11 protein-coding genes and 3 tRNA genes are annotated in these 13,774 nt (G+C 35.5%); 11 read left to right on the top strand and 3 right to left on the bottom strand.

Annotated elements, in window-relative coordinates; translation table 11 throughout:
* Positions 1-575: 575 nt before the first annotated feature.
* Positions 576-1,511, bottom strand: a complete 936-nt coding sequence (locus K9N40_11070) for a CDP-alcohol phosphatidyltransferase family protein (protein ID MCF7815008.1) — start codon at positions 1,509-1,511, stop codon at positions 576-578.
* 134 nt (positions 1,512-1,645) lie between these two features.
* Here K9N40_11070 and K9N40_11075 point away from each other — a divergent pair, with 134 nt between their 5' ends.
* From K9N40_11075 to K9N40_11095, 5 genes are all read left to right on the top strand, one after another.
* Positions 1,646-2,224, top strand: a complete 579-nt coding sequence (locus tag K9N40_11075) for a Maf family protein (protein MCF7815009.1) — start codon at positions 1,646-1,648, stop codon at positions 2,222-2,224.
* Positions 2,225-2,333: 109 nt separating this feature from the next.
* Complete coding sequence (locus K9N40_11080) at positions 2,334-3,815, top strand: amidohydrolase (protein ID MCF7815010.1); 1,482 nt, start codon at positions 2,334-2,336, stop codon at positions 3,813-3,815.
* 4 nt (positions 3,816-3,819) lie between these two features.
* Positions 3,820-4,596: a 4Fe-4S binding protein gene (locus K9N40_11085; protein MCF7815011.1), complete on the top strand. Its 777-nt coding sequence runs from the start codon at positions 3,820-3,822 to the stop codon at positions 4,594-4,596.
* A gap of 117 nt (positions 4,597-4,713) precedes the next feature.
* Positions 4,714-5,370: a hypothetical protein gene (locus tag K9N40_11090; protein MCF7815012.1), complete on the top strand. Its 657-nt coding sequence runs from the start codon at positions 4,714-4,716 to the stop codon at positions 5,368-5,370.
* A gap of 116 nt (positions 5,371-5,486) precedes the next feature.
* Positions 5,487-6,044 (top strand): hypothetical protein, encoded by a 558-nt coding sequence (locus K9N40_11095; protein ID MCF7815013.1) that lies wholly within the window; start codon positions 5,487-5,489, stop codon positions 6,042-6,044.
* A 1-nt stretch (position 6,045) separates the two neighbouring features.
* Here K9N40_11095 and K9N40_11100 read toward each other — a convergent pair whose 3' ends face one another.
* Both K9N40_11100 and pdxA read right to left on the bottom strand, forming a co-directional pair.
* Entirely contained in the window at positions 6,046-6,657 is a 612-nt protein-coding gene (locus K9N40_11100; protein MCF7815014.1) for a ribonuclease HII, read from the bottom strand.
* On the bottom strand, positions 6,654-8,366 hold the full coding sequence (pdxA, locus tag K9N40_11105) for a 4-hydroxythreonine-4-phosphate dehydrogenase PdxA (GenBank protein ID MCF7815015.1): 1,713 nt from the start codon (positions 8,364-8,366) through the stop codon (positions 6,654-6,656). Before pdxA ends, K9N40_11100 begins: the two co-directional genes overlap by 4 nt.
* A gap of 124 nt (positions 8,367-8,490) precedes the next feature.
* On the opposite strand from pdxA, the gene amrB reads away from it, so the two are divergent.
* The 6 genes from amrB (at position 8,491) to K9N40_11135 (ending at position 13,716) form a co-directional block, all read left to right on the top strand.
* Complete coding sequence (gene amrB, locus K9N40_11110; GenBank protein ID MCF7815016.1) at positions 8,491-9,309, top strand: AmmeMemoRadiSam system protein B; 819 nt, start codon at positions 8,491-8,493, stop codon at positions 9,307-9,309.
* Positions 9,310-9,385: 76 nt separating this feature from the next.
* Positions 9,386-9,460: transfer RNA gene (locus tag K9N40_11115), tRNA-Gly, on the top strand.
* A 23-nt stretch (positions 9,461-9,483) separates the two neighbouring features.
* A tRNA-Cys gene (locus K9N40_11120) sits at positions 9,484-9,557 on the top strand.
* Between the two features lie 13 nt (positions 9,558-9,570).
* Positions 9,571-9,658, top strand: a tRNA-Leu gene (locus K9N40_11125).
* 267 nt (positions 9,659-9,925) lie between these two features.
* On the top strand, positions 9,926-11,674 hold the full coding sequence (locus K9N40_11130; GenBank protein ID MCF7815017.1) for a choice-of-anchor L domain-containing protein: 1,749 nt from the start codon (positions 9,926-9,928) through the stop codon (positions 11,672-11,674).
* A 275-nt stretch (positions 11,675-11,949) separates the two neighbouring features.
* The gene (locus K9N40_11135; GenBank protein ID MCF7815018.1) at positions 11,950-13,716 is read left to right on the top strand and encodes a choice-of-anchor L domain-containing protein; all 1,767 of its coding nucleotides are present in this window, start codon (positions 11,950-11,952) and stop codon (positions 13,714-13,716) included.
* The last annotated feature ends 58 nt before the right edge of the window (positions 13,717-13,774 follow it).

The following is a 13,774-nucleotide window of genomic DNA, read 5'->3' on the forward strand; positions in this document are numbered from 1 at the left end:
TAAAAAAGATGATGCTGTTGAAATAAATTTTCCGTCATCCTGAGTATTTCTTTCACAGTAAATTGACGAAGGATAGACACAACATATTTCGTCAAAATAGCAAGGAGAGTTTCTCAATATGACGATGCTTTAAGAGTAATTCAATTCTTCGATTTAAAGCGACAGCGTCGCTTGCAAAAAGAACTTATTATGAATTATGCCCTATCCTTCGATACGTCGTTTCACTCCTACTCAGGATGACTTATTTTTTTAATAGTTTCAGTATTGTCACGAGGATAGAGAAAAAATAGAATAATTTGGGTTTTAACCCCTCAATTAGGCTAAAGCCTATTTTGTTTTTACTCGATTCCATCTCGGCGATAAATCACGGTGCAATTCATTTGAACTGGACTTCAGGCTTGACTGGAGTTCAGAACATATTGGTTAAAAACACTCAAGTCCAGACAGAACTGAACTCGAGTCTTTTTACTTCAGCTTCTCTCTAAATTTCTACTCGAACCTGTTTGGAAATTTATAACACTTTTCCGAAACCGACAAGAAGATTTTTCGAGAGAAGGTTTCGGAAAAAAATGTTTCTATGTTATCTGTGCTCTTAATCTCTGTTTTATTTTCACCTGAATTATCCAGAGGATCAGCATATAAAGATTTGCCACACCGATCGTGTAAATAAAGAAAATGATGGGTCGGAAAAGTATAGCTGAAATTATCAGTACAAAAACATGAGCAGTCGGTCCGATCCAGAACCAGAGCAAAATCATCAATTTATTGGATTGAAAATAAGCATCTCGATCATACTTTTCTGTTTTTTTCATACGGAAGATCTGTAGATGTGAATAGCCCAGGTAAACAGTGATCAAGATTTTATCCAGCCACTTTCCTTTCATGTGTTTGATGCGTTCCATTTCCTGAGTAAAGATCTTCTTCTCTTCCCATACGGAAGTAGCTTTTCCCAAGCCATGACTCATGAATTCCACACGGTAATAATCGACTATCATGGCATGGAAAATATGACTGACAGCAGAAATCGTGAGAAGCAGCCAGGTAGAATACGGCCAGAAATCGATATTGACAATTCCTTTGCTGAAGCCGATTCCTAAACCGACATAAACAGCAACTCCTACAATATAATCAGCAGTTCCATCGATAATTCTGCCAACTGCGGTTCCATTTTTTTTAAGACGGGCGATCATGCCGTCCACACAATCCAAAACCAAACAGAAAAAATAGAGACTTCCTGCGAGGATGAAACTGGTCAAATCTCCGCGGGAAAAGAAATATCCGGCACAAACTCCCACGATTATCGACATCAGCGAAACCTGATTGGGAGTTACATTGGTAGGATAAAGTAATTTTACGAATATAAATGCGATTGGTCGTAAAATGTACAAAGTCAGCGTTTCATCGAAGATTGTATGCTTTAATGAGACTTTGAATTCCTGTATTGTTTTAAGATTGAATTCCTTCAATTTCCGTTTATTTTCTTCTGTTTTCTGCTTTAGATTTTTTTTCATTTTCATCTAATCCCATCTATCAAATTATGGCGAAAGAAATTCCAACGCAATTTGTTGTCAAGCCTAATAAAATGGTGGACATTTAACCGCATAAACTTTTTTTAGGATCAATAAGTTGGGAAAATGGTTTGAAAATGATTCATAAATTATTGCAGGAAAAAAAAGTCGTTCTGGCTTCGGCATCTCCCCGTCGTAAAGAGATTTTTGAGCTGATTGGATTAACTGCTTTGCAAATGCCAGCTCATATTCCGGAAGATCAGGTTTATTCCAATCCAATAAAATTAGTGAAATTTCATGCGGAAAATAAAGCTGCTGCCATTAAAAGGCATTTTGAGAACGATCATCTGATAGTGGCTGCCGATACTATTGTTTACCTGGATAAAGAAGTATTGGAAAAACCAGAAGATAAAATGCAGGCAGCGGAATATCTTTCTCGATTATCGGGGAATTCGCATTATGTTTATACTGGCGTAGCTATCGCCTACAAAAATCAAATTCTAACTGACTACGAAAAAACGAAAGTTACTTTTAATCGATTATCAGCTCAGGAAATCGAAAATTATATAAATACCAAAGAACCGATGGATAAAGCTGGAGCTTATGGAATTCAGGGATTTGGAAGTCAATTTATTGCTAAAATATCAGGTTGTTATTTCAATGTGATGGGATTTCCTGTTGCGCTTTTTTATAACATGCTTAAAATAATCTTGTAGTTTGTGATTCGATCAAAAATCTCAGATCGTAAATCAGTGAGAAAAAGAAAATGATGTCAGATTTCAGATGTTCGAATTCTGATTTTTAAGGTTGTATATTCGAGGAATTATGAAGCTTTTCACAAATGCGAAATTTTATTCCATAAGAAAAGAAAACGAAAGTTTTCTTCATGTTTTGGTAGATGATTTCGGCAAGATAGTCGAAACATATCAGCAGAAACCGAGAAATCAGAAATATGAAGAAATTGATTTGGAACGAAGTTTCGTATATCCCGGATTTACTGATACTCACACGCATTCTTTTGAGGGCGGATTGTACAGTTTGAGTGCCAATCTGGAAGGTGTAGAAAAACTTGCGGAAATCTTCGAAATATTAGCTGAAACCAAACCTGTTAGCGGAAAAATTTTTGCCTATCATTTTGAAGAAAATGAAATTAAGGAAAAGCGATTTCCAACAGCTGAGGAATTGGACAGAATTTTTCCGGAAACTCCAGTTATTTTAAGAAGAGTGGATGGTCATTCCTGTGTAATTAATTCGGTTGCTGCCAGACAAATTCCCTGGAAGCAGGTTTTACCGCAAAATTTCAACGGACATTTATCGGGACGCTGGAATGGAATGGCAGCCAATTGGTTTCACCGAGATCTATCTGATGAAGCGATTATAAAAATTTATAAGCAAGCAGCAAAGATTGCCCTGAAAGGTGGTCATACTGCTGTTCACACAATGATTGGAGATGCTTATTCTGATCCTAAACATTACGAATTGATCCGAAATCATCTTGATGAATTTTCTGTGGAATTTATTTTGTATCCTCAAATTACAGATGTAAAAAAAGCAATTGATCTGGGAGCAAAAAGGATTGGCGGCTGCGCACTGGCAGACGGTTCGCTTGGCTCTTACACTGCTGCACTTTCCGAACCTTACGAAGATAGGAAATCTACGAAAGGAATTTTGTATCGTACAAATGAAACTTGGGAAAAAATAATTCGAGCTGCTCACGAAAATAATTTGCAAATGGCTGTTCATTGCATCGGCGATGCAGCAATTGAGCAGATTTTAACGATTTACGAAAAGCTGCAGAAAGAAGATCCGAAAGATCTGCAGCATGAAATCATTCATTGCGAATTGACTTCCGATGAAATGCTGGACAGGATCGCAGCAGCAAAATGCAGTGCTGTGATGCAGCCGATGTTCGACAGATTGTGGGCTGGAACCGGCGGACTTTATGAAACTCGGTTAGGAAAAGAACGAACTTCCCGAACTAATCGGTTAGCTTCAACTTATAGAAGAGGAATTTTACTTACCGGAGGTTCCGACTGGTACATCACCGATATTAATGCCATGAAAGGAATCGATGCAGCAACCAGAATTCATAACAAAAATGAAAGACTCACACTATTCCAGGCGATAGAAATTTATACCAGAAATGCCGCGAAGCTTTCCTTTGATGAAGATCGATTCGGCACTATTGAAATAGGCAAAGAAGCGAATTTTACCTGTTTAAAAGAAGATGTTTTTACCTCCCAGAATATTGCCGAAATCGAAGTGAAGAATATCTTCCGAAAAGGAAAAGAAATTTACAGGAAATAACGCGATGGATAAACATAAATTAAGAAAATTGTTTCAAACCGTGTTTTTTGGAATTTGGTTTGTATTGTTATTGTTGATTATTAACGGAGTTTTTACCACTGCTCATCAATTTTGTCCTTTTGCATCTGTGTGCTTTGGTGCGATGACACTCAATGGATATTTTGCATATATTATTTCAGCTGTCATTGGTTTGATAATTGCTATTTCCACGATATTTATTGGCAGAAAATTCTGTGGCTATCTTTGCTTTTTTGGTACTTTGCAGGAATGGATCTACAACCTCAGAAAAACCAAAACGAAATTCACTCAACTCATTCCCTTTAAATTACATAGAATATTGATAAAACTGAAGTACTTGATCTTATTAATTACGATTGTTTCGGCTTATTTGGGTGTTCAATATTTCTATATGAAATTCTGTCCTGTTCTAAATCTGGCTTTTCCGTCATTGATAGGAATTGCAGGTGTTATAATATTAGTGATCATCATTATTGGCGGCTTCTTCATCGAAAGAATTTGGTGTCGTTATTTGTGCCCTTATGCTGCTTTGATGAATATTTTCGAATTCCTGGGGAAGTTATTTAAAATAAGAAGGACTAAAGTTTTCAGAAATGTGAAAACAAGTATCAATTGCTTTAATTGTGCCAATTATTGTCCGATGTATATCGATATTGGTTACAATGAAGAAATTACTGATTTGAACTGTATTCACTGCTATCGATGTGTACGAAAATGTTCAAAAGAAGATGCAGCAAAATCGGAATGTATTTATCGAGATTGAAATTAATTAGGCAATTTACACCTTTAACTGAATATTTTTTTGAGAGTTTTTCTTGCCTAATTTATTGTGGATTTGATTTTTTATAAAGTAAAAGAAAATGAAGATAAAGGAGGACGCATGAAAAAATTATTAGTTTTGTTGGTTGTTATTGCTTCTTTGTTCATCACAGGATGTACAGATGAAGGTATTCTCAGATTATTGAATTATTCTATGGAAGAGATCTGGTACACTATCAACGGTGGTGGAACAGAATGGTTGGATAGTGGTTATCAGGTGGAATATGGCTGGGATCTGGATGACAGCTTATTTGGATCAGAAGACAAAAAGGTAACTGTTCAATACGGCGGTGATTACTGGTGGTGGTACGATTATGAAGTAACCAAAACGGTTAAACCAGGCAAAACAGTTGATATTGATATCATCGGTGATGCTGGTGAAATCGAAATCGAAAATAATTCAAATACTTTTTGGATTGAAGAAGTTTATTTAGCTCCCAGTTCTGATCCTTATTGGGGTGATGATGATCTGATCGGTGATATTGGCCCCGGAGAAAGTGTAATATGGAAAGTTACAACCGGGAATTGGGATATAAAAGTTGTAGATGATTGGGGTGATGAATTTGTTGCCTGGGATCAATATGTGGGTCCAGAAGAAACTCTTGTATTTGATTATGATGGTTTCAAAAGAACTACAACAGCAGCAGCGGATAAAAGAGCAAACGCAGCAAAATACACTGAATTCATCGAAGACCTTTGTGAACAGAGAGAAAAATAGACGCTAAATTCTAATACATAAACGGCGGATTTTTAAAGATTCGCCGTTTTTTTCTTGTCAATTTTATCGTGCTCAGCAAATTAGATAAAGAAACAAAATAATGAGCGGAGAGGATGATGAAAAAAAGATATTTAGTTATTATATTTGCAATTCTAACATTGGTTGGATGTTCCGATAAAGCAAAGATAGAGATTTTTAATAATACAAGCTATAATGAAATATGGTATTCCTTAAATGATGGTGAACCGATCATGATTGATTCGCTGCAAACGGTTGAATTAAAATACGATGTAACAAGTTATCTATTATTCAGTGATACTAAAAAAATTGATATCGTTTATGGTGGAAAGTATGTCGTAACTAAACAAAAAAAATACAATTTAGCACCAGGAGATTCACGAAATATCGAAATTTTTACAGATGCCGGAGAAATGATCATTCAAAATGGCTCTTTTGACAGGCACATAAACCAAGTTTATATTGTAGAATCGGGTGAAGACTTTGAAGAAAATTTGTTATCAACTCCTATTGGCCCCTGGGAAGATAAAACATTTAATCTGGAATCCGGTTTCTGGGATCTGAAAATAGTTGATAATACCGGTGATATAATTTTAGAACACAATATCTTTATCAGCCTGGAAGCCAGCTGGACTTATACTTACGTAGAAAATTAGATCAGAACTTGAATTTGAGCTGCTGGATCGGTTTATAAGATTTTCGATGGCAATCTAAAACACCAAATTTCTCAAGCGCTTGCAAGTGCTTTTTTGTGGGATAACCTTTATTTGAAATGAAACCGTATTGTGGATATTTTTCATGAAGATCGTCCATAATTCTGTCTCTTGTCACTTTTGCCAGAATCGATGCTGCCGCGATGGATGCAAACCTGCCATCACCTTTTATCATCGCTTTACTTTCAAATTTCATCTTTTTTGGAATTTTATTGCCATCGATCAAACAGAAATCTGGTTTTATTGAAAGCAGTTCACTTGCTATTTTCATTCCCAAAAGTGAAGCCTGCAATATATTTATCTCATCGATAATTTTTGGTGGAATTGATACAATTTGCCAGCAAACAGCTTTTTCAAATATTTCCTGGTACAACACTTCTCTTTTGGCGGCTGAAAGCTTCTTTGAATCGTTTAAATCCTTGATCCCATTCTTCCAATCCAATATTACAGAAGCAACAACTACCGGGCCAGCTAAAGGTCCTCGTCCAGCTTCATCTATACCGGCAACTGCTTTATATTTTTGATGAAAATGTTGTTCATTTTCATAGAGGTTCATTTCTTTTCCAACACAAAGAAAAGGCGAGTAAAATTCTCATCAAGAACTGTCAGATCAGATTTCACTAAGTTTTCCTTGAAACCAATAGAATGAATTGCCGATAATTTGAAGTTAGATTTTTCTATTATCGAGACGAGTTCAGTAACGTTATAAACCTTTTGCTTATGAACTTCATCAAACCGTTCAAACAGAAATCCTTTCTTTTTAAAAAAAGTAAGGTTAGTTGTTTGAATGGATGTTTCTTCATCATATTCACCATGATGAATCAAATATGAATCCTGATCATCTTCCAGATTTACAAAACCATCGAAATTATTCGAGCAATTTTTTATGGTTGTTATATCGAAAATAAAAAGTCCATTTTGCTTCAAAGTGGTATACACATTTTCCAGAAGGTGCTCAATCTCTTTATAATCAATAAGATAATTTAAACTATCGAATAAAAGTAAAACCAGCTCATATTTTTCCACAGGGAGAAGGTAACGCATATCATGTTGGAAAAGATTTGGTCTTAAGGTCTTTTTCGCAGCTATCTTAAGCATTTCAGAAGAAATGTCAGATGCGTCCACATCAAGACCTTTCTTTACCAGTTCGCACGCTATATTCGCTGTACCACAAGCAAGCTCCAGAGTCTTTTTTGGATTACGTTTGAACCTTTGACTGAAGCATTCCAAAAAAAATTTTATCCATTTTTCATAATCGACATGAGCCATGTATTTATCGTAGAAAATTGCAAAGTTTTTGTAGATATTATTTTGGTCTTTTTTGTCACATTTCAACATTTTCTCTGCCAGATTTATCGCAGCTAAAAGACTGAGTTCTGATGCTATATTCTTCCCTGCAATATCAAAAGCTGTTCCATGATCGACAGAAGTGCGAACAAATGGCAAGCCTAACGTTACATTTACTCCTTCATCTTTTGAGATCATCTTAAATGGGATCAAGCCTTGATCGTGATATGCAGAGATGATAACATCATATTTGTCGGCATGTTGAGCAAAAAAAGTATCGGCTGGAAAAGGGCCATCGATTTTTATATTAGATTTTTTTATTTTTTCCAGGATAACCTTCAAAACTTCATCTTCTGTTCCAAAAGCTCCTTTTTCACCAGCATGTGGATTCATTGCCAGGATTGCAAACTTTGGCTCAGATAGAAATTTCTGGAATTCAGAAAATATGATCCTCAATTTCTTTTCTATGAGATTTTTTGTAAGTTTATCTGCAACGCATTTTGTGGCTAAATGAGTTGTGAGTAGTGCAAGATTGAAATGTGGTCCCCAAAATGACATAATCACATCATTTGTATGAGAAAGGTCTGCGAAAAATTCTGTATGGCCGATAAATTGCGGATGAGAATGATGAATTGCTTCTTTGCTGATGGGACAGGTGACGACTCCATCCAAAAAGCCATGATTGAGATCAGAAACACATTTTAAAAGAATTTTGTAAGCAATTTCACCTGAAGATTTTGTTGGTTTTCCGATTTTAATTTTCGGATCATCAATTTCAATCCAATAAATATAATTGGGATGAATTGCTTGATCAACATGCTCAATTTTTTTTATTCTGTTGCCATCAGAAAAGCTGTAGAGCTTTCCATAGACTATTATTATCAAATTATCATTCAAACTTAGAAAGCGTAAAGCTTTTGATGTAATTTCTGGTCCAATACCAGCGGGATCACCTGTTGTTATTGCTAATTTTCTCATATTCCATCCGCTAAAATTTTTTTATAGATAACTCTGCTTTAGATTATTTTGTCAATTTATTTGTTGTCAAAAATGCATACCATTATAAATTTTTGACCACATAGATTAAAAGTAGGGAGGTAGTATGAAGCGAAAACCAATTGTCGCTGGAACTTTTTATCCTGGAGATTCGATAATTTTGAGAAATCAACTGGAAAGATTTCTGAGTAATGTTTCAATGTTACCTTCTAAAAAAGATATTTTAGGGGTTATCGCACCTCATGCCGGATACGTTTATTCCGGTCAATCGGCAGCTTATGCTTATAAAGCTTTGAAGATGAAACAATTCAATAAAGCCGTAATTCTTGCTCCCAGCCACAGATATGGAAATTTTAAGTTTTCAGCAGGAAATTTTGAATCATACTTAACACCGTTGGGAGAGGTAAAAGTTGATACAGACAAAATTGAAAAATTACTGCAATATTCAGAATTTTCTTTTCATCAAGCAGCTCACAATGCAGAACATTCCTTAGAAGTTCAATTACCATTTTTACAGATTATAAACGAACAAGTGGAGATCATTCCAATTTTATTAGGGAATCAATCTCCAGAAAATAGTAAAAGATTGGCAGAAATTCTATTTGATGAATTCAAAGACGATATCATAAATACGGTGTTTATTGTAAGTTCTGATCTATCGCATTATTATGATCATAAAATTGCCAAATACATGGATGAAAAGATGATAGATATGATCTTAAAGACGGATGTTCAAGGGCTTTCGAATGCACTATTTGAGCGAAAGATAGAAGCTTGTGGATTTGGTGGAATTTTGAGCTTGATGCATCTGGCAAAACAGCTTGCGTATAATGAAACAGAGTTGCTGAATTATTCTCATTCCGGCATGATTTCCGGTGATAATTCTCAGGTTGTGGGGTATCTTTCTGCAATGATCTATAAATAGGAATGGCTTTTATAAGCTTAATTGATAAAATTATTTGACAAAGAAAACTGATTTTTGAAGTTTGCATTCGAGCTGAGCGGGAGTAGCTCAGTGGTAGAGCTCCACGTTGCCAACGTGGTTGTCGCGAGTTCGAATCTCGTCTCCCGCTCCATTTTTTATTTATACGTGTTTTTTGGCGACATCGCCAAGCGGTAAGGCAAGGGTCTGCAAAATCCTCATCCCCGGTTCGAATCCGGGTGTCGCCTCCATTAATTCGTTAATGCCGGAGTGGTGGAATTGGTAGACACAAGGGACTTAAAATCCCTCGGAATTTTATTCCGTGCCGGTTCAAGTCCGGCCTCTGGTACCAAATATGCCAGTAATATCTGGTAAAGAAAAATACCAGCCTGTTCGGGCTGGTTTTTTTGTTTCTCGTTTTATTAAAAAGTGTAACTTTTATTCAACAAATGATTATTTCCAACTATAATAAACTAAAAATTATAAATTATTCAATATAGAAAAATATTTTTCTAATCAACTTTAATCAAGTAATTTGCAATAATATCATAAATTTATAAAATCAATGGAATAGATTATGCATAATTATTCACCAAGATGAAATTTTAAGGAGCAGGTTATGAAAAGAATGATCTATTTAGTTTTTATTATTTCTGTTCTGGTTTCCACATCAACTTTGCTTTGCGAAGAAGAAAACACTTCACGTCAGTATCAGGAAGGATCTTCCAATATAAATCCCACAGATGATTTGGAAGTTGAATCGATGCAAATGGGTATAACAGTAGAAGACATGGTAAATCTTCTGGTTGGTCCCAACAACTCCAGTGTTGAAATTCAAAATATGAATTATACTGGTCATCCAATAGCTTCTGGTGTTTTTCGGGGAGCACGGGACGAAGGTTTGGAAATCGATGATGGAGTGATTTTGAGTAGTGGATTTGCTACGAATATCTACGGACCCAATAATAACGAGGGTATAACGGGAATGAATAGTATGCCTGGAAGTCAGAATCTGAACATGTTAATACCAGGATATTCTACAAATGATGCATCTGTATTGGAATTTGATTTTATTCCAAAATACAACTCTATTGGTTTTACTTATATTTTTGGATCAGATGAGTATTTAGAATGGGTAGGTTCTAATTATAATGATGTTTTTGGACTTTTTATAGATTATCAGAATATTGCTATCATTCCAGGAACAGATGTGCCTGTTTCCATAAATAATGTTAATCCTTATTCATATTCCGAATATTATGCCGATAATTCCATAGGATCGGGAAATTTCAATGTGGAAGCTGATGGAATGACGGTCGCAGTTTCGGTAAGCAGGTTAATAGAACCTGATGTTTCTCATCATATCAGTTTTGAAGTGGCGGATGCCGGCGATTTTGTATTAGATTCCTGGGTATTTTTGGAGGCAGGAAGTTTTGCCAGTGTTCAGTGTTCCACCTATTTTGAAGTTATTATTGTAGAAGGAACAGAACTGGAAACTCCTGAAGATGAAGAACTGGAAATTCATGCCATTGCCAGAGCGGAAGATGCTGCCAATTTTACCTGGACTCTTCATCCTCCCCAAAATGGAACTGTAGAATTTGTTGCAGAAGATCTTGCCGAAGAAGAAAGAACAATTCTATATACACCAAACGAAGATTATAATGGTGGAGACTATTTTGTTTTAACAGTAACCGATGGACTTGGAGGTATTATAAACCGATTCATTGAAATTGAAGTAATGCCGGTTCGTGATGCACCTGTAAACGATGTTTTACCTTATATCTGGGGCGACTTCAATTTGGATGGAGAAGTATATTGCAATCCAGGTTTGTGGAATGATGATATCGATAATCAATATGCTCCACCAGGAGTTTGGAGTACGATTTCACATCTCTATCAGTGGCAGTGTACCCAAAATGGTATAATGGACTGGTATGATATTGAAAATGCAACCGATTCTACTTTTGTTATCACGGAAAATGAAACTGGTCGTTATATTCGCTGTCTGGTTTACGCTATTGATACTGGAATTGGAATGGGCAATGAAGATACGACAATTATAGAATCCAATGCTGAATATTGCAATGGACCAGCCGGACTGCACGATTTGATAATTTATTCGGGCATTACAAATATTTTTCCTAATCCATTCAATCCCACTACAAATATTTCATACCAGTTGAAAAATGATTCTGATTTAAAAATTACAATTTTCAATTCCAAAGGCCAGGTAGTAAAAGATCTGATTGATAATTACGTTTTGGCTGGTAACTATGATATTGAATGGAATGGAAAAGATAATGATGATAATAAATGTTCTTCAGGAATTTATCTTGTTAAGATGAATACAGATGAAAAACAATTTTAAAAAAAACTCGTATTAATGAAATAATTATCCCCTAACTCATTAATTCGGATGGCTGGCAGTTGCAAGACTGCCAGTTTTTTGTTGATTCAACACAGCACATTAATAATAATAACGAACAAGAACTAGAATTATTTTCAACAAAACAAGCTTATGAGAATTTTCTAATCTGTTAATATGTAGTATGTTACAGAACTAATTGCTTTTTTGAAGTTATGACACAAATCATTTGGCATGGGTTTTGCAGATATTTGGATCAAAGCTAAAGGGGGTTAGGAATGAAAGCTATTACTAGACTATTTGTATTGTTAAGCATTATTTTATTAATGCAAATTTTCAATTTAACAGCAATTGCAAGGAATGTTCAAAGTAAAATTCCAAATACAGGAGCTAAAGATTTACTGCTGGTGGAGTTTATCGGGTATAATGTGACACCCGAAACTATGGTCGATTCTTTAATAGGTGATAATGCGAATGTATTCGTGACAAATATTAATTATACTGGAGAACCTATCGCTTCTGGTGTTTTTGGTGGAGCAATGGATGAAGGGCTGGAATTTGATTCGGGTGTAATTTTGAGCAGTGGATATGCTCAACACATTTATGGTCCAAATGATTCGCCGGCTATTTCTGGAAACAATTATGTTCCTGGCAGTCCCAATCTAAACAATTTAATTCCAAATGGTGTAACACACGATGCTTCAATTCTGGAATTTGATTTTATTCCCAAATACAATACTATCAGTTTTTCATATATTTTCTGTTCCGATGAATATCTTGAATTCATAGGTTACGGTTACAATGATGTTTTTGGTTTATTTGTAGATAACGCAAATGTAGCAATGATCCCGGGTACATCAGTTCCGGTATCAATAGAAAACGTAAATAATGTATCTTACCCGGATTTTTATCAGGATAACCCGCAGGTGAATGGAAATTTCAACCTGGAAGCAGATGGCTTTGTTGTTCCTTTGGAAGTTACGATCAGAGTTGAACCCGAAGTTTCACATCATGTCAGTTTTGAAATTGCTGATGTAGGTGATTTTGATGTTGATTCCTGGGTATTTCTGGAAGCTGGAAGTTTTAAAAGTGTTCAATGTTCCACCTATTTCGAAGTAATTTTAACAAACGGATTCCAACACGAGATAAATGAAGGTGAATGCGTTGAGATCGAAGCGATTGCTACAGGTGAAGATGAAGCTATTTTCAATTGGACGTTAACTACTCCGCAATATGGAACTGCAGAATTTATCAGCAATGATTATATTGATGAAACAAGAACTATCCTATATACACCATACGAAGATTTCTTTGGCGTGGATGCCTTTGCCCTTACAGTTACAGATGGTTTGGGTGGCTTGATCAATAGATTTATTGAGATAAATGTTCTTCCTGTTACCGATCCACCAGTTTGCACGTTATTACCAGAGATTTCAGGAAATTTCTATTTAAATCAGATGGTACATTGCGATGAAGGTGAATGGAATGATGATATTGATAATCAGTATGCATCTCCTGGTAATTTTAGTACTGTAAATTATAATTATCAATGGCTGCGAAGTTCAAATGGTTCCACAGACTGGATTGAAATTGATGGGGCACTTAATGAAAATTATACAATAGTTCAGGAAGACGTCGATCATTACATTAGATGTAAAATTGAAGCCGTGGATAATGGTATTGGTTCTGGTGGAAATTTTCAATCAATTGAATTTTCTAATATTCAATATTGTGAAGAAGCAGCAGGAGTTTATGATTTGATAAGTGGTAATGCAATAACCAGGATTTATCCCAATCCATTTAATCCCAGCACTAATATTTCCTTCCAATTGCAGACAAGTTCCAAGGTTGAAATGATAATTTATAATTCCAAAGGACAATTTATCAAAGAGCTTTTGAATGATCAAATTTCTGCTGGTCACTTTGAATGCATCTGGAACGGTAAAGATTCTAATAATAAACGTGTCTCCACCGGAGAATACTTCGCCAAGCTCAAAATGAATGGGGAAGAAGTAGAAGTAAAAAAGATGATGCTGTTGAAATAAATTTTCCGTCATCCTGAGTATTTCTTTCACAGTAAATTGACGAAGGATAGACACAACA

The organism is Candidatus Cloacimonadota bacterium, from assembly GCA_021734245.1.
Classification (GTDB): domain Bacteria; phylum Cloacimonadota; class Cloacimonadia; order Cloacimonadales; family TCS61; genus B137-G9.